Source organism: Agrobacterium tumefaciens, assembly GCF_009649785.1.
Lineage (GTDB): Bacteria > Pseudomonadota > Alphaproteobacteria > Rhizobiales > Rhizobiaceae > Agrobacterium > Agrobacterium tumefaciens.
The window spans coordinates 1-17,079 of sequence record NZ_WJOK01000044.1; the positions used below are offsets into that span (position 1 = coordinate 1).

At 58.0% G+C, this 17,079-nt stretch carries 14 protein-coding genes; 8 read left to right on the top strand and 6 right to left on the bottom strand.

Annotated elements, in window-relative coordinates; all coding sequences use genetic code 11:
• Nucleotides 1-46: 46 nt before the first annotated feature.
• Complete coding sequence (locus tag GH784_RS26375) at nt 47-601, top strand: hypothetical protein (protein ID WP_026330763.1); 555 nt, start codon at nt 47-49, stop codon at nt 599-601.
• 69 nt (nt 602-670) lie between these two features.
• Here GH784_RS26375 and ade read toward each other — a convergent pair whose 3' ends face one another.
• Nucleotides 671-2,365, bottom strand: a complete 1,695-nt coding sequence (gene ade / locus GH784_RS26380; protein WP_019565181.1) for an adenine deaminase — start codon at nt 2,363-2,365, stop codon at nt 671-673.
• A 277-nt stretch (nt 2,366-2,642) separates the two neighbouring features.
• On the opposite strand from ade, the gene GH784_RS26385 reads away from it, so the two are divergent.
• Nucleotides 2,643-3,587, top strand: a complete 945-nt coding sequence (locus tag GH784_RS26385; protein WP_065702290.1) for an HD-GYP domain-containing protein — start codon at nt 2,643-2,645, stop codon at nt 3,585-3,587.
• Between the two features lie 76 nt (nt 3,588-3,663).
• Here the strand turns inward: GH784_RS26385 and GH784_RS26390 are convergent, their stop codons facing one another.
• Nucleotides 3,664-5,853 (bottom strand): anthranilate synthase, encoded by a 2,190-nt coding sequence (locus GH784_RS26390; protein WP_003513614.1) that lies wholly within the window; start codon nt 5,851-5,853, stop codon nt 3,664-3,666.
• A gap of 282 nt (nt 5,854-6,135) precedes the next feature.
• Here GH784_RS26390 and GH784_RS26395 point away from each other — a divergent pair, with 282 nt between their 5' ends.
• Nucleotides 6,136-7,032 (top strand): extensin-like domain-containing protein, encoded by an 897-nt coding sequence (locus GH784_RS26395; RefSeq protein WP_153793992.1) that lies wholly within the window; start codon nt 6,136-6,138, stop codon nt 7,030-7,032.
• Nucleotides 7,033-7,087: 55 nt separating this feature from the next.
• Here the strand turns inward: GH784_RS26395 and GH784_RS26400 are convergent, their stop codons facing one another.
• Nucleotides 7,088-9,328 carry a TonB-dependent hemoglobin/transferrin/lactoferrin family receptor gene (locus tag GH784_RS26400; protein WP_065662203.1) on the bottom strand — a complete coding sequence of 747 codons (2,241 nt, stop codon included), beginning with the start codon at nt 9,326-9,328 and terminating at the stop codon, nt 7,088-7,090.
• A 358-nt stretch (nt 9,329-9,686) separates the two neighbouring features.
• Here GH784_RS26400 and GH784_RS26405 point away from each other — a divergent pair, with 358 nt between their 5' ends.
• Together GH784_RS26405 and GH784_RS26410 are read left to right on the top strand one after the other, a co-directional pair.
• A complete protein-coding gene (locus GH784_RS26405) occupies nt 9,687-10,208 on the top strand; it encodes a TIGR00645 family protein (protein WP_013636634.1) in 522 nt (173 codons plus the stop codon).
• Nucleotides 10,209-10,308: 100 nt separating this feature from the next.
• Complete coding sequence (locus GH784_RS26410; RefSeq protein ID WP_013636633.1) at nt 10,309-11,025, top strand: helix-turn-helix transcriptional regulator; 717 nt, start codon at nt 10,309-10,311, stop codon at nt 11,023-11,025.
• A gap of 26 nt (nt 11,026-11,051) precedes the next feature.
• Here the strand turns inward: GH784_RS26410 and GH784_RS26415 are convergent, their stop codons facing one another.
• From GH784_RS26415 to GH784_RS26425, 3 genes are all read right to left on the bottom strand, one after another.
• Nucleotides 11,052-12,209: a DUF2333 family protein gene (locus tag GH784_RS26415; protein ID WP_013636632.1), complete on the bottom strand. Its 1,158-nt coding sequence runs from the start codon at nt 12,207-12,209 to the stop codon at nt 11,052-11,054.
• 238 nt (nt 12,210-12,447) lie between these two features.
• Nucleotides 12,448-12,900: a pseudoazurin gene (locus tag GH784_RS26420; protein WP_065702292.1), complete on the bottom strand. Its 453-nt coding sequence runs from the start codon at nt 12,898-12,900 to the stop codon at nt 12,448-12,450.
• Between the two features lie 114 nt (nt 12,901-13,014).
• A complete protein-coding gene (locus GH784_RS26425; protein ID WP_003513599.1) occupies nt 13,015-13,596 on the bottom strand; it encodes a thymidine kinase in 582 nt (193 codons plus the stop codon).
• 287 nt (nt 13,597-13,883) lie between these two features.
• Here GH784_RS26425 and GH784_RS26430 point away from each other — a divergent pair, with 287 nt between their 5' ends.
• The 3 genes from GH784_RS26430 to choV all read left to right on the top strand — a co-directional run bounded on the left by GH784_RS26430 (nt 13,884) and on the right by choV (nt 16,973).
• Nucleotides 13,884-14,786 (top strand): choline ABC transporter substrate-binding protein, encoded by a 903-nt coding sequence (locus GH784_RS26430; RefSeq protein ID WP_233283658.1) that lies wholly within the window; start codon nt 13,884-13,886, stop codon nt 14,784-14,786.
• Between the two features lie 292 nt (nt 14,787-15,078).
• Complete coding sequence (choW, locus tag GH784_RS26435; protein WP_003513593.1) at nt 15,079-15,930, top strand: choline ABC transporter permease subunit; 852 nt, start codon at nt 15,079-15,081, stop codon at nt 15,928-15,930.
• On the top strand, nt 15,927-16,973 hold the full coding sequence (choV, locus tag GH784_RS26440; protein WP_065702293.1) for a choline ABC transporter ATP-binding protein: 1,047 nt from the start codon (nt 15,927-15,929) through the stop codon (nt 16,971-16,973). The genes choW and choV overlap by 4 nt, the downstream gene beginning before the upstream one ends.
• Nucleotides 16,974-17,079 lie beyond the last annotated feature (106 nt).

The window sequence follows — 17,079 nt, forward strand, 5'->3', positions numbered from 1 at the left end:
GTTATATATTTTCGGATAATAACTATAAAGCGAAGTAGGGATTGTCATGTCCGTTTCGATCAAGAATTCGAGTCAACTTACCACCGCTAGTTCCGCATCCTCACGTTCCAAGGTTCAGACTGCCCCCGCGACATCCATCAGAAGCGTTTTCGCTTCCGGACAATCGTCAGTCCGCGCATCCACAACGAATGCAACGCCAAAAATGTCGTCAATCGAATATCTCGCGTCATCAGGCTTTATGCGAAATCTGAAGGTCAAGCTTTCGACAGCGGGGGACGACCCGGCGCAATACCTGCGTTCCCAATCGATGATGAGTGCTCTTGCGGGCGGGCGCTTGCAGATCTCGGACCCCACGCAGGGCAAATCTATAAGCGCATGGGATCCGAGTCAGAAAAACGCCAGGTCGACAACTGCTACGGATATCGCCAAGACCAACTGGGCGGATTTCCTGAACTCGCAGCTCAAACGTAACGAAAGCGGCCTTCTTTCCAAGGATGCAAGTGGCAGCTATGTCGACAAGACGACTGGCAACCACGCCTATTTTGGCAGGGTCGCGGGCAAATATTACTACGTGACCTGGCCTGCAGAAACGAAAACCTGAGACGGCTCGCGCCGTCTCAGAAACGCGGCATAAGTAGATTACGCTGTTTCCGGCCGATAAACTCCATCGTCAGATCAGTGCAAACCGATCCACATCCACCATGCCCATGTCGGAAATCTTCAGGTGCGGGATGACGGGTAGCGGCAGGAAAGCCACCTGCAGGAAAGGCTCCTCGAGCGTCGTGCCGAGCGCATAGGCTGCCTTTCGCAGGGTGTGGAGCGTGTCTCGCACCGTTTCGTAAGGTTCGAGGCTCATCAACCCGGCCACCGGGAGCGCAATCTCGCCCGTCACCTTGCCGTCTTCGACTACCACAAAACCGCCCTTGATTTCGCCGAGCCGGTTGGCGGCCAGCGCCATGTCGTCCTCGTTAACGCCGACAACGCAGATATTGTGGCTGTCATGACCGACAGTGGAGGCGATGGCACCCTTCTTCAGCCCGAAGCCCTGCACGAAGCCGTTGGCGTGGTTGCCGTTCTTGCCATGGCGCTCGATGACGGCGACCTTGATGATGTCGTTTGCGAGATCGACAGTCGTCTGGTTGCCGTCCGTCGGCAGCGTGTAGCGGCGATGTTCGGTGATGATCTTGCCGGGGAGCACGCCCATCACCGGGGTCTCGCCTTGCGCGACCGGCACGCCGAAATGGGCGGCGAGCACGGGTCTTGCCTTGACGCTGTCAAGACCGACGGGCGCGACCGGCTTGCGGGTGGCAAACAGCGCGTCATCGACGATACGGCCGCCGGAGAAGACCATGCCGGCCTTGCAGTTCTGCAAGGTATCGATCACCACGAGGTCGGCGCGCCAGCCCGGTGCGATAAGACCGCGATCGCGCAGGCCGAAGGCCTTTGCGGCGGAAATCGAGGCGGCGCGGTAGATGGCGAGCGGTTCCACGCCGTTGGCGATTGCCGTGCGGATCATATAATCGAGATGACCCTGTTCGGCGATGTCGAGTGGGTTGCGGTCATCGGTGCAAAGCGCAAGATAAGGCGACAGACGCTCGGTGATAACAGGCATCAGGGCGTGCAGGTCTTTTGAGACCGAGCCTTCGCGCACGAGAATATGCATGCCCTTGCGGATCTTTTCCAAAGCCTCGGCAGCACTGGTGCACTCATGTTCGGTGCGGATGCCGGCTGCCAGATATCCGTTCAGCGCCGTTCCCGACAGAAGCGGCGCGTGTCCGTCGATATGCTGTCCCTGAAAGGCTTCGAGTTTTGCCATGCATACCGGGTCTTTGTGGATGACACCCGGAAAATTCATGAATTCGGCAAGGCCGATAACCTTCGGATGATCACGGAACGGCAGCAGTTTTTCGATCGGCAGATCGGCGCCCGAGGTTTCCAGATGGGTTGCGGGCACGCAGGACGAGAGCTGCACGCGGATGTCCATGATGGTTTCCATGGAACTGTCCAGGAAGAACCGAAGCCCCTCCGCGCCCAGAACATTGGCGATCTCATGCGGGTCGCAGATGGCGGTGGTAACGCCGTAGGGCAGAACGCAGCGATCGAATTCGTGCGGCGTGACCAGCGATGATTCGATGTGGAGATGGGTATCGATGAAACCTGGAACGACGATTTTCCCCGAAATGTCGATTTCCCTGCGACCCTTGTAGCTTTCGCAAGTTCCAACGATGGTATCGCCGCATATGGCGATGTCGGAGGCAACAAGTTCTCCAGTTACGAGGTCGAAGAATCGTCCGCCCTTGAGAACTATATCTGCCGGTTCACGGCCCGTACCCTGATCGATGCGCGTTTCAAGTTTCGAATTCATGCGGCTTTTCTTCGGCTCCTGGTTTACGTCGTTCGCGAGAATTTTCAGTATTTACATTCTTAGGTTGTTTCTTGGCTTAATCGAATTGATTCTTTGCGTTTTAAATATATCCAGAGTAAAAAATTTTCATATTCGTGCTATCTTATGTTTAAGTTCCAAAATTGAACAATGTTAGGAATGCGTAACTTACCCTTGGAGGGATACCGGTTGGTTCCCGGTCTTTTCAGCAATTGCCAGCGGAGGTTACCATTCCCGGGAAGGAAAATAAAAGCGTCTGATGCTCAAACGAATTTCTACCCAGCAATTGACGGTTGGCATGTTTATCGAAGCGGTCGAGGGAGCGCTTTCGAACAGCGAATTTTTGCAGCGATATCGATTTCTTCTGCGCCATGAAGAGTTGATGCGTCAATTGAAATTGAGCGGCGCTGAAAGCATCATCATCAATACGGCCAAGGGAAACGATATCGAGGGTAGGCCGTACTCTGGAACCGTCCCGCCGCGATTAAACAATGGCCCCGAAACCATGGCTGCCATCACCCATGCCGTGCGCTCCGCCGCCGATGCCATTGCCGAGACATTTGCCGTTGCCGAAGCCGGTGGCTGCGTGTCGCTCAAGGGCATGACAGCGGCGGCCGGCAAGATTTCCGATGCGGTCCAGTCGAACCCGGCGATTTTCATCGGCGTTACCCGGTTGAAGTCGAAGGACGAGACGACCTTCGTGCATTTGGTTTCCGTCAGCGGGTTGATGATCCATTTTGGCAATTATCTCGGGCTGGACAAGGAAACGGTCGATCTGCTCGGCATCAGCGGCCTGCTGCACGATATAGGCAAGGTGGAAATTCCTTCGTCGATCCTCAACAAGGCGGAAGGGTTAAGCGCCACCGAGCGGGAAATCATCAATCTTCATCCAACGTTCGGCCGGGATATCTTGTCGCGCAACGAGCAGATGCCGGCCATGGTTCTGGATGTCTGCTTCAATCATCACGAGCGCATTGATGGCGGCGGTTATCCCAGCGGCTGCGCCGGAAACGAGATCAGTCTTCACGCGCGCATTGCGGCGATCTGCGATGTCTATGACGCCGTAACCTCGGTTCGGCCCTACAAGAAGCCGTGGACGGCAAACGAAGCGCTGACGTGGATGTTGCGCCGGGAAGGCCACTTCGACATGCAACTTTTGAAGAAATTCGCGCTGTGCATTTCCACATCGCTGCCGCGTAGCTAGGCAGCAGGCGATCTCGAAGTCGCGATGTTTGAGGCTTGCCCGACGGCGCCGAAGTGACGCCGCCGATGCAGGATGTTTACGCCGCCTTGGTTTTCGCCTTGCGGGTGAGATGCACCACGACGTTCTCGATCATGCGCATGCCGGCATCCTGGCCGAGAGTCATGATCGATTCCGGGTGGAACTGAACGGCGGCTACCGGTTCCTTGGCGTGTTCGATGCCCATGATCGTGCCGTCTTCACTTTCCGCGGTGATGATGAAATCACGCGGAAGGGTGGAAGGGTCGGCGAAGATCGAGTGGTAGCGACCCACGGTCACTTCCTTGCCGAGACCGGAGAAGACCAGGCCTGGCTCCAGCACGCGGATGCGTGAGGGCTTGCCGTGCATTGGTACCGCAAGTTGACGAAGTTCGCCGCCATAGGCTTCCGCCAGCGCCTGAAGACCGAGGCACACGCCGAAGATTGGCAACTCGCGGGCGCGGGCGGCCTTGATCGTCGCCTTGCAGTCGAAATCCGTCGGGCTGCCCGGTCCGGGCGAGAGCACGACGAGATCGGGCTGGAAGCGGTCGAAGACCTCCGCTGCAACCGGCGTTCTGACGGTGGAAACCGTGGCGCCCGTCTGGCGGAAATAATTCGCCAGCGTGTGCACGAAACTGTCTTCGTGATCGACCAGCAGGATCTTGACGCCGGTGCCCACCTTGGCGGCATCGCGCTTGGTGGCGGCGGAGTTTGTGGCTTTTGCATCGCGAATGGCCGCGATCATGGCGGATGCCTTCAGTTCGGTTTCGGCTTCTTCTTCCTGCGGATTGGAATCATTGAGAAGCGTCGCACCGGCGCGGACTTCCGCGATGCCATCCTTGATACGGATGGTGCGCAGCGTAAGCCCGGTATTCATGTCGCCGTTGAAACCGACCATGCCGATTGCACCGCCATACCAGGCGCGCGGGCTCTTTTCATGGCTTTCAATGAAGCGCATGGCCCAGAGCTTCGGTGCGCCGGTGACGGTGACGGCCCAGGCGTGGCTGAGGAAGCCATCGAAGGCATCCATGTCGTCGCGCAGACGGCCCTCGATGTGGTCGACCGTGTGGATGAGGCGCGAATACATCTCGATCTGGCGGCGGCCGATGACCTTCACCGAACCCGGCTCGCAAACGCGGCTCTTGTCATTGCGGTCCACATCCGAGCACATGGTCAGTTCGGACTCGTCCTTCTTCGAATTCAGCAGCTTCAGGATCTGCTCGCTGTCGGCAATCGGGTCGTCGCCACGCTTGATGGTGCCTGAAATCGGGCAGGTCTCAATGCGACGGCCGGAGACTCGCACGAACATTTCCGGCGAAGCACCGACCAGATATTCCTGATGACCGAGATTGATGAAGAAGGAATAGGGCGAGGGGTTGATCGCCTTCAGGCGGCGGGAGATCGCCGATGGATTGCTTTCGCAGCGCTCCATGAACTTCTGGCCGGGAACGACCTCGAACAGATCGCCGCGTCGGAAGCTTTCCTTGGCCTTCACCACCAGCTCGGAATATTCGCCGGGACGGTGATCGCCCTTGGGCGGGATCGTGTCGGTGGTCTTGAAGGGATCGGGCGCGATCTCTGAGGACTTGCCGTCCGTCGTTACACCGTCCTTCTCGAAATCGTAACGGTCGATCCAGGCCTTGGCGGAATAATGGTCCACGACGAGAATTTCGTCGGGCAGATACAGCACCATGTCGCGCTGGTCTTCCGGGCGCGCGAGCGAAAGCTTGATCGCGTCGAACTGGAAAGCGAGATCGTAACCGAAGGCGCCGAACAGGCCGATGGCCGAATCCGCATTCGAATAGAACAGGTCGACGATGGCGCGCAGCGCCGTGAAGACGGTCGGGATTTTCGAGCGTTCTTCTTCTGTAAAGACGCGGTCCGGCTCGTTGACCGTGAGGTCGAGACGGCGGACGGAGGATGCGCCCAGCGTCAGATCGGGTGTCGCCTTCAGCTTTTCGGTGATGAAGTCGAGCAGCACTTCGCCGCGACCGTTATAGGCTTCGATCCACATCTGGCGACCGAAGCAAGAAATGCCGAGCGGCGGATCGATGATGGCCGTATCCCAGCGCGTGTAGCGGCCCGGATATTCGTAGTTGGACGAGAAAACCGCGCCGCGATGGGCATCGAGCTTTTCGATGTAGTTGTCGATGGCGCTGGCATATTCGGCGGCGCGACGCTTTCGGCTGACCTTTATGCCGCCTTTCGTCTCGTAGGTTTCCGCTCCGTCATCCTGAATGATCGTTACCATTTCTTTCGCACTTCCCGTTTTTCAGGCCCGATGACAGGCGGCAGAATAACAAAAAAGCCGCCTGAAAATTCGGGCGGCTTGGACTTTGTCTGAAGACATGACTGGTCAAGGCCGCGTAAAGCTGCTCCACCACCAGTTAGCAATGTTCATAGACACGATGTTCATGGGAAAATTGTTAGCCTGCACAATTCGCCTTGGCAAGCGGATTCCGGCGACGGAATGAACCTTACCGGCGCGAGTTGCGTTCCTGTCCTGCCGAAACAGTCAGGAGTGCCCCGGAAAATGCTTCATCGCCTGTGTCTTCTGATGACGAGTCTCGCCCTTATTTCCGCTTCCGAACCGCCGCCACAGGTGCCGGTGCCACAGCCGAAGCCTGGCGAACAGCAAGCACCTGCCACAACGAAAAAGCCGGCCGATAAGGGCGCGCAAACGCCCGAAGACACACCGAAACCGACCCCCAAGCCGCAAACGCCTGAAGAAGGAAAATCCGGCGCGGAAGTGAAGGGTGCCGAGGACAAGAAGAAAGACGACAAGGGGCAAAACGGCGGTGAGACGGTAGCTCCGGCTGTCGAAGCAACGAAACCCGAGGAAAAACCGCCGGAGCCTGTGAAGCCGGAAGACCCGGCAGAGCTTCAGGCCTGCCTTGGCGCGTTGAAGGAAATCGGCGCGGAATTCAAAGAGCTCGAGCCGATCCGCGACGAAGAGCAGGGGTGCGGTATCGAAGCGCCGATCGAGCTTTCCGTGGTGCTGCCGGGCATCAAGCTTGAACCATCTGGCACCATGCGCTGCGAAACCGCCCTTGCGCTATCGCGCTGGACAAAGGAGATGATGCTGCCGGCTGCGGCTCTCGCCCTGCCGGACAAAAAGGTAACGGCGATTGCCAATGCCTCGACCTATATTTGCCGCAACCGCAACAGTGCCGAAACCGGCAAGATTTCCGAACATGCCAAGGGCAATGCTGTCGATATTTCCACCATCGCCTTTGACAAGGGCGATCCGCTGGTGATGAAGCCGCGCGGCGAGGATGGAACGGTGGAAGGTGCCTTCCAGCGGACGATTACAGCCGCCGCCTGCCTGTTCTTCCGAACCGTTCTTTCCCCCGGCAGCGACGCGACCCATCAGGATCACCTGCATCTCGACGTGCTGGAGCGAAAGGGAGGTTATCTCTACTGCCGCTGATAAAAAAGGGGCGACCCGAAGGCCGCCCCGACTGGAGATGATGTTCCGACCGGGTTTAGAATTTCTGGGTCAGAGAGATTTTGAAGGTGCGTCCCGCTTCCGTATAGAAGTCGACAGGCTGGTTGACGGTGCTGACGGCATTGGGGTTGACGTCACGAACGCCGACGGCGTTCCAGTATTGCTTGTCGAACAGGTTGTAGACGCCGGCCTGAATACGCAGGCCCTTGGTCTGTTCCGGTTCCCACCAGCCGGTCAGGTTGAAGATGCCGTAACCGGGTGCGTCGTAGGTTGTGGCCACCTTGTCGTCACGCATATGCGAGGAGAAGATGCCGGTGAATTCCGTGCCCCATGTCTCCTGTGCGTAGCCGACGCCGAGGACGGACTTGAACGGCGCCACCGTGCGGATGAATTCGTTGCTGTCTGTGTCTTTGCCATAAGCATAAGCAAGCGACGCATGGGCGAAGAAGCCGTTTGCGAGTTCCTTGCGGACCTTGGCTTCCACGCCGGAGATTTCAACATTGTTGCGGTTGCGATAGGTAAAGAGCGATCCGTTGCCCCTGCCGCCGAAGCCGGGGAACAGCGTCGTCGAGGTCGTGTATTGCTCGATGAAGTTCTTGTACTTGTTGTGGAACAGCGTCAGGCTCCCCGTCAGATCGCCGGATGCGTAATTGGCGCCGATTTCAAAGCCGTTGCTGGTTTCGGGGTTGAGTGCGGAGTTGCCGACCACGGCATAACCGGAGCTGATATTCGAGAAGTTCAGATAAAGCTCGTTGATGGTCGGAGCGCGATAGGCCATCGACCATTGCGCGAAGAGCTGCAATTCCGGCGTCACGTCGTATGTCGCGAGCAGCTTCGGCGAGAAGCGCGAACCGCTATTGCCGCTTGGCAGGCCGAAGGTGTTGTAACCGCTGTTGCTGGATACCGAGCCATCCGGATCGTAATCGTAGGAATCGAAGCGCAGTCCGGGGGTCAGCCTGAAACCGTTTCCAAACGCGATTTCGTCATCGAGATAGAGGCCAAGGCTCTTGCCGCTCACGTCAGGCATGTCCGACTGTGACGATGAGGTCACTCCGCCTGTGTTGGCATAAAGCGCCTGGCTGAAATCGGTTGTCATGGCGTTGCCGCCGAAGCGCACGGTGTGCTGCACGCCGCCGAGTTCGAAACCGGATTCAAGGCCGCCGACGATGCCGAAAGCGCTGTTGCGCATGCTGTCTTCGCGGATATAGAGCGAGTTGTTGGTCAGCCGGTTGCCAGCGCCGGATTCCTTGGAGAGGCGCGTCCAGTAGAGCGACAGATTGGCTGCATCGATCAGGCTGTCTGTCGACGGCGCTTCATATTCGTAATCAAGCGACACGCGGTCGCGCTCCGTATCCTCGTAGCCGCTGTAGTCGCCAATGCGGTAAGTCGATCCCGATACGCTGACGCCTTGCAGGGTTCGCATGTCGCTGCGATCTCTCAATGAATAACGCTCGGCCGTAAGTCCGATGCGGTGGCCGCCTTCCAGATCCTGGCGGATCTTGAACATCAGGTTGCTTTCGTAGGTATCTGCCGGGTTGGGCTTGGTGCGGCGGGTTCCGTAGATATCGGCGAAGCCCTTATTGTCCGTTTCGTTGCCGCGCTTGTAGGAGCCCTGGAACAGAACCGAGGTGTTTTCGATCTTCTTTGCAACGGCGAGCGATCCGCCGACGCTTCTGTCCTCGCTGTCATAGGTGGTCTTGGCAACACCGCCCCAGTCCTTGCCTTCACCGATCAGGTCTTCCGGCTCAAGCGTGCGCAGAACGAGTGCGCCGCCAAGAGCGCCGGAACCGATGCGGCTGGAATCGGCGCCGCGTACAACGTCAACCGTGGAAAGCGATGAAAAATCAAAGCTCGAACTGGTATCACTCAGGGTCGTCGTGGCCTGTCCCTGACGGGCGAAATTGTTGAAGAAGGGAACGGGAATATTGTCGATCAGGGTCACGACACGGGCGCCGCCCAGACCGCGAATGAACAGGCCGCCGGGCCTGCCGGGCTTGGCATCCACATAATCGACACCCGGCTCGGTGGAGTTTCCGAGGTCCTTGATGCTGCCGATGTCTTTCTTCCTGATGTCTTCCGCCGTCGTCTGGCTTGCAAGCGGTGTGTCGGCGGCTGCATTCGCGCTTTTGACACGCTTGCCCTTGACCACGATCTTCTCCAGCGTGGTGGTGTCGTTCGTCTGCGACGCGGCATCCTGCGATTGCGCAGGTCCGGCAAAGGGCAGAAGAGACATGGCAGTGCACAAAAACAGCGCCGAATGTGTGCGCGAGATGGACATTAAATACCCCCGGATAGGCGCGCGCAGAAGCTATGGCGCGCAAAAACGCGCCGCGCTTGCTGTCGCGGCTGAAACTGTTTTGATTTGTTACGGGCAAGCCGATTGCTGAGGACTAAAAAACATGATCATAACTGTCAACATATTATATATGACTTTTATCATCATGTTTTAAAGCATAACGGTGCGTGGCAAAAATGTGACGCTCCGTGAAACTGCATCCGGACCGGTGGAGAGGCCCGAAAATGCCGGGTTCCGGCCAAAGTCCCGACATTGACGCTTGCTAGGATATTCGCAGCCAGTTTAGATGGCGGAAGAATGCATGCTCCAACAATATACAAAAAAGTAATCGGATACGGAAATGAAGTCACTTGAACTGCTCGTCGAGCGGATCATTCTCTCCAGCCGCTGGCTGCTCGTCGTGTTTTATCTCGGGCTCGTCGCGGCGCTGGCGGTTTATGCATTTTCTTTCGTGCTGAAATTCCTGAAGGTCGCCAAAAACGTTTTCACTTACGACGAATCGGACATGATCCTCGCCATGCTCGGGCTGATCGATGCGGCGCTGGTAGCGAGCCTTATCGTCATGGTGATGATCTCCGGCTATGAGAATTTCGTCAGCCGTTTCGATGAGGCGGATGACGAGGTTTCATTTCTGGGCAAGCTTGATGCCGGCAGCCTGAAAATCAAGGTCGCATCGTCGATTGTGGCGATTTCGTCGATCCACCTGCTACAGATATTCCTCAACGCCAGTCAGTATACGGATAGCCAGTTGATGTGGTTCACCATCATCCATCTGGCATTTGTCGTCTCGGCGGTCATGCTCGGTTTCCTGGAGAAACTGATGGCCAAGCCGAAGGATAAACCCGAAAAACCGGCACTTTAGTCAAGGTGGTCCGCCCGATATGAAGGTTGCAACACTGTTTGCCCATGCCGCCTGGTCGGCGCTTCTGGGTGTCCTGCGCCCACCGCCGGGCGGCGCCTGAATGCCAAAGACGGAACGCCAGGCCAGACTTTGCCGCGACCTTTCGGCTGCCATTGACAGACCCCAATGGCTGGCGGCGCTGCAGCAGGTGATGCAGGCGTTCAGTTATTCCTACGTGACGTTGCTGAAGCTGCCGAGCATTCGCAATGCCTATGCCCTGCCGATAGTGGTGGAAAGCAGCCTGCCGGTGTGGGTGGTGAATGCGATGACCCGGGACGGTGAACTTGCAGATTGTCCCGTCATAAAGCGCGGCGCTTCATCGATGATGCCGCAATACTGGTCTCTTGACGATAAGGACATCAACTGCGGCTCGCTGCTGGAAGTCTCAACCCTGCTGCGCGGCATGGGCATCACCTCCGGTCTTCTGGTGCCGGTGAACGGCATGGACGGAAACCGGCATCTGATGAATTTCGCGGGCGATTGCGATGTCCTGTCGCAGGGTTCGCTGAACGAGCTGTGCATGATCGCCCTTCACGCCCTGGAGGCCTATGACCGGCTTTGTCGTGCAGGCTCAAAACTCCCCTCACCACTGACGAAGCGGGAACTCGACGTGGTTCGCTGGACTGCGCAGGGCAAGACCTCCGTGGAGATTGCCGAGCTTCTGTCCATCTCGGAGCACACCGTCAATACCTATATGAACAACGCCATTCGCAAGCTGGATTGCGTCAACCGCGCGCAGCTGGTGGCCAAGACAATACGCCTTGGCCTGATAAGCTGATTTTCATGCCGGTCCAAGCCGTTGACTTACCTGTCGAGAACGGAGCGGAGCTCGACGAGGTTGGAGCGAACGCGCAGAACGTAAAATCCCATGGTGGCAAGGTGCGAGGGCATGATCCAACCGCTTTCGTCGCCGTTGGAAATGATTGCCGGCTGGATGCGTAGCGCCGCACGGGTCTGTCCCAGGGTGTCATTCCACAGATTGGTCAGATTGCGTTCACGAATAACCTGCGCGAAGTCCGATCCGGCTGCCGACAGCACGCCGTAATAACCATAGAGCTGGCCATAGGCGAACCAGAAACGGTCGTCGGCGCGAGTGTCGAACCAGCCGCCATTATAGTTTTCCGAACGCTCGCGCAGAATGGCCGATGTCGAACCGATATCGCCGGCAATGCGGTCGATGAACTGGATGAGGTTATCGGCGCGGGTATCGAAGACGGCCTTGCAGGCGGTCAGTTCACCGTTAAATGCCTGGAAGCTGCGGATGGCGGCGCGATAGTAGCTCGGTGTCGGTGTTTTGGGGCCAAACGGATCGAGGCCGAAATACCAGGAATATTCGCTGAACTGCATGTTCCCGCGCGCTTCCTGGAGATTGTTGTTGATACCGGATGTTCCACGAACGCGACCGAGCGTATCCACCAGTTCCACCGCGGTGCGGCGCACCGCCTGGTTCACGCCGCGCTGGAAGGACGCCTTGTTGTCCAGAAATGGCGTGCTGTCCCAGTCCATGCCGAAAAGGCCGAGACGATAGAGCAGCATGGAGGAAATCCATGCATTCTGATTGACGTTGAAATCGGTGAGATCGGCGGCGGCATCGACGATAGCCGAGCGCTGGCATACCGGTGCGGAGGTGTTTGCGGCAGCACCGGTGGCGCCGGCGGCGGCCGTGGGTGTCGCAGCCGGCAATTCCTGCCCGGGCGGCACCGTGCGTTCGGCAAGCTTGTAACGGGAAATATAATCCGGGTCGAAATTCGTCCAGACCTGCGTTTGCCAGAAGAAGTATCCGTAAAAGCCGGCCAGAAGGATGAGCACCAGAGCGATCGGACCCTTGATGATCCAGTTGCGGTCGCGGTACCAGCCGTGGGCGGCCATGAAAGGCCACAGAAGCCAGGCGACGACGAGACCGGCGGCCTTGCCGATGGCGTTGAAGGCTGCCTGAATCAAAGCGGTTATCCGGTCGATCATGTCGTCATAGTCTCCTCTGCCCGTGGGGCTGAACGCCGGAAGGAACAACCGCGGTTCGGCCATGCGCCTTTTGGCGCTTCGCAACAACCGCGGTCGTTTACTGTCTTCCAGATATGTCCCTACCCACCGGGATACAACATGATTGCGAAACTTTTCTCAACCTGCGGTCCGCGCGGCTCGTTCCCGAGTTCCTGGACTACGCGCGGAGCATGTATCGCCCGGACAAGGTGACAGGCGGTTACAGACCGAGCTTGGCAATTTCGGCGTCCAGCCGCTCCCGCGCCTTTTTCGGCAGCTTGCCGGTCTTTATGGCATCGAGATTGGCCGGTGCGGCATCGCCGACCACAACGAGGGCGACCATGCCCATGCCGAGATGCGGCGTGCATTTGACGACGTATGCGCCGTCCTTCTCGACGGTCAGTTTCACCGTCTCGTTCATCTTGCCCTTGAAGTCCGCAACGCCCTCGGGAAGCATTTCCTTGACGGCAGCCGCATCATGACCCTTGTCGACGGGCACGAAGGAAATGACGTCGCCGACAGCTGCCTTGACGGTTGCCGGTTCAAAGACCATCGCCTGGCCATCGCTGCCCTTGTTGAGCATCTTCACCTCGATTTGGGCCGACAGGGCGGGAAAGGCAAGGAGGGCAGCAGCGATGGCAAGGCTGGCGACGGTGGCAGTTTTGTTGTGCATATCTTTTGCTCCTGAGAGAAAGCACATCCACGCGAATGTGTCCGCATGGTCTTAGCGCAGGAGCAGGGGAGCCATCCTTGCGAAAAATCAAATGCGGCAACCGGCCGCAGACGGTCAGTCGCCCTTGACCGTTTCGACCCAGTGGCGGCGGCAGAAGGAGACGTATTTTTCGTTGCCGCCGACATCGATCTGCGCGCCTTCCTTGACCACATTTCCTTCATTGTCGAAACGGGCGACCATCGTCGCCTTGCGGCCGCAATGGCAGATGGTGCGGATTTCGCGAAGCTCGTCGGCAATGGCGAGCAGTTCCCTGGAGGCTGGGAAAAGCTTGCCCTGAAAATCCGTGCGCAGGCCGTAGGCCATCACCGGAATGTTCAACCGGTCGGCAATACCGGCAAGCTGCCAGACATGGTGTTCGGACAGGAAGTTGGCTTCATCGATGAAAACGCAGGCAACGGGCGCTTCGGCATGCAGGGCCTCCACTTCGGAGAAGATATCGGTGTTTGCGTCGAAGGTCCGTGCGTCGGACGACAGGCCGATGCGCGACGCGACCCGGCCGAAGCCGGCCCGGTCGTCAAAGGCGGCCGTGAAAATCAACGTGCGCATGCCGCGCTCGTGATAATTATAGGATGCCTGTAACAACATGGTCGACTTGCCGGCGTTCATCGCCGCATAATTGAAATAGAGTTTTGCCATCGTCCACTCCCTGTACACCTTCGCGTCTTTTGACGGCGAAGGGTCGGGTTGAAAAGTGCCGCAACGGGAAAAACACAGATTTCCGCATGCCGCAGCTGTCCGTATCGCGGACTAAAAAGCCGGAGATTTTCATCGTCGTGTCGCAAACGGCGGGCCAAAGCACGCAAATGCACGCGAGTTGATTGTGTCCGGCAGATATTGATAATGGCAAGGGAACGAAAAAAAGGGAGCAAGCGATGTTTGCAAATAGAAGTCGCTGTCTGGCTTTGGCCGCAGCAATCTCCGTCATGACGTTCAATGCAGCCGGCGCTGCGGAGCCGGCAAGTTGTGGCAAGGTTCGTTTTTCCGATGTGGGCTGGACCGACATCACTGCCACCACAGCGACTGCCACGGTGCTGCTGAAGAGCCTCGGTTATGAAACCGACGTCAAGCTTCTCTCGGTGCCCGTTACCTATACATCCCTGAAAAACAAGGACATCGACGTCTTCCTCGGCAACTGGATGCCGACCATGGAAGGCGATATCGCGCCTTACCGCGACGACAAGTCGGTTGAAACGCTGCGTGAAAACCTGACCGGCGCGAAATACACGCTCGCGACCAATGCCAAGGGTGCTGAACTCGGCATAAAGGATTTCAAGGATATCGCGGCCCATAGCGGCGATCTCGGCGGCAAGATCTACGGCATCGAGCCCGGCAATGACGGCAACCGCCTGATCCTCGACATGGTCGCCAAGGACACCTTCGGGCTGAAGAGTTTCGAGGTGGTCGAATCCTCCGAACAGGGCATGCTGTCGCAGGTTGCCCGCGCGGGGAAATCCGGCGAACCGATCGTGTTCCTCGGCTGGGAACCGCATCCCATGAATACGAATTTCAAGCTAACCTATCTGACCGGCGGTGACGAGGTTTTCGGCCCCAATCTCGGCGGCGCGACGATCTACACCAATGTCCGCAAGGGTTACACCGAGGAATGCCCGAATGTTGGCGTCTTTCTCAAGAACCTGGAATTCTCCCTGCCCATGGAAAACGAGATCATGGGCAAGATCCTGAATGATGGCCTCGAGGGCGAAGCGGCGGCGACTGCCTGGCTGAAGGCCAACCCGGCCGCGATCGAACCCTGGCTTGCCAACGTCAAGACCAAGGATGGCAGCGCTGACGCCTTGCCCGCCGTCAAGAAGGCCTTGGGCCTCTAGGTTGCAGACAACGCATGTATCCGGCCTAACCTTGTAAACAGGCCGGATACTGCAGGAAATTACGATGTCCTTTGCATGATCTCGGTCGGCGAATTTTTCTCGCATCCGGGGTCACGCGCCATCCCGGTGTCCGGCAATGCTGTTGCCGGCCGTCGTTTCTGCATTAGCGGCATTTCCGGTGAAACGGGATCACCTTCAATGCCTGTTCTTCTTATTTTTTGCAATTCCGGGCCCAAAACCGTTACGCATTTTTACTGGAATTGCTCTGGTTCACGAAAGGTCTTGTCTTACCGTGGAATGGCTCAGCGCTCCTGAAAACCGCCTGCCCGTCGGCCGATATGCCAAGGAGGCCATTGACTGGCTGACCGGCAATCTCGCTTTTTTCTTCGATTGGCTTTCTTTCATTTTCCAAAGCGTCATTAACGCCCTGCTTTACGTTTTGCAGGCGCCGCATCCGCTGGTCATCGTCGCGATTGTGACGGCTCTTTCAGCCTGGACAAGGCGGTCGGTCGGCATGCCGGTCTTTACGGCGCTTGGTCTGCTGTTCATCATCAATCTGGGGTACTGGAAGGCGACGACGGAAACGCTGGCGCTCGTTCTTGCCTCCAGCGCGGTCTGCATGATCATCGGCATACCGCTTGGAATACTGGCGGCGCGGCGCAAATGGATCTATGCCGGCATGCGCCCGGTGCTGGATCTGATGCAGACCATTCCGACCTTCGTCTATCTCATTCCGGCGCTAGTGCTGTTCGGCCTCGGCATGGTTCCCGGGCTTATCGCCACCGTCATCTTCGCCATTCCCGCGCCCGTGCGACTGACCCGTCTCGGCATCGTTTCGACGCCGCCGGCGCTGGTAGAAGCGGCCATCGCCTTCGGTGCCACGCCATCGCAGGTTCTGCGCAAGGTGGAGCTTCCCTTCGCTGCGCCGCAGATCATGGCGGGTCTTACCCAGACGATCATGCTTTCGCTTTCGATGGTGGTCATCTCCGCCCTCGTCGGCGCCAACGGCCTGGGGGTGCCGGTGGTACGCGCCTTGAACACCGTCAACATCGCCATGGGCTTCGAAGCTGGGTTGTGCATCGTCATATTGGCGATCGTTCTCGACCGACTTTTCCGCCTTCCCGGCACGGAGCATGATCTATGAGTGATGCAATCATCTTCGGAAATGTCGATATCGTCTTCGGCGACCGGCCCGAGGCGGCGCTGGCGCTGATCGACAAGGGCAGCACGCGTGACGAGATCAACGAGCAGACCGGACTGGTCCTCGGCGTTGCGAATGCCTCGCTTTCGGTAAATGAGGGCGAAATACTCGTGCTCATGGGGCTTTCGGGCTCCGGTAAATCGACGCTGCTCAGGGCCGTTAACGGCCTGGCGCCTGTGGTGCGTGGCAATGTCAGCGTGAAGACGGCGGCCGGCTTTGTCGATCCCTATCGGGCGACGGCGAAGGCGCTGCGCGATCTGCGCATGCATACGGTTTCGATGGTCTTCCAGCAATTCGGCCTGCTGCCCTGGCGAAACGTTGCCGACAATGTCGGTTTCGGGCTGGAGCTTTCCGGGACGCCGGAAGCGGAGCGCAAGCGCATGGTGGCCGAGCAGCTTGAGCTGGTGAACCTGTCCGCCTGGGCTGACCGCAAGGTGGGGGAGCTTTCCGGCGGCATGCAGCAGCGCGTGGGGCTGGCGCGCGCCTTCGCGACCGGAGCGCCCATTCTCTTGATGGACGAGCCGTTCTCGGCGCTCGACCCGCTCATCAGAAGCCGCCTTCAGGACGAACTTCTGGAGTTCCAGAGCCGGTTGAAGAAAACCATCCTCTTCGTCAGTCACGATCTGGACGAGGCATTCCGCATCGGCAACCGCATCGCCATGATGGAGGGCGGGCGTATCATCCAGTGCGGCACGCCGCAGCAGATCGTCAAGCAACCGGCTACGCAATATGTCGCGGATTTCGTGCAGAACATGAACCCGATCTCCATGCTGACCGCCGCGGACGTGATGAAGCCAGGCGTGGACGAACAAAACGGCCGGTTGAACGTGGCCGCCACCGCCCGTCCGACATCGCCGCTGATCGATATCCTCGATGCGCTCTCGAAACATTCCGGCGCGATCGGTGTTGTCGATAATGGCGCAATTATAGGCACGATTTCCGCAGACGAAATTGTGACAGGCCTCACTCGCCACCGCAAGAAATGAGAAACACTCGCATTGGTCGAGAAAACGAAAGGCCTTCCTCCCCGGAAGGCCTTTTTGTATTACCTAATGCTGGTATAAAGAAAAAGAATACCCAAGACATTATAAG